The organism is Nonomuraea sp. LPB2021202275-12-8 (genome assembly GCF_037044575.1).
Classification (GTDB): domain Bacteria; phylum Actinomycetota; class Actinomycetes; order Streptosporangiales; family Streptosporangiaceae; genus Nonomuraea.
The window spans coordinates 1-219 of sequence record NZ_JBAHWD010000203.1; the positions used below are offsets into that span (position 1 = coordinate 1).

A 219-nucleotide genomic window follows, 5' to 3' on the forward strand; every position below is an offset into this window, starting at 1 on the left:
AGCGCGCACGAGCTTGCGCAGCTGGCTCTCCAGCTGGTTGATGCGCACCGTCAGCTGGCGGCAGCGTTCCAGCAGCTCACGAGCGATCTGCGCGACCACTCCGGGCATGTCTGCCAAGTGCTCGCAGAGCTCATCCTGCAGGCAGCGGCGACGCAGGCCGCGGGAGGGAATGTCCAGTTCGGGGTCGAGTTCATGCAGGTGCCAGCGGAGCTGACTGCA

The 219-nt window shown here is 66.7% G+C and carries 1 pseudogene; it reads right to left on the minus strand.

Annotated features, from left to right (window positions below):
- Positions 1–219 (minus strand): annotated as a pseudogene (locus tag V5E28_RS49380) (hypothetical protein); the annotation flags it as partial.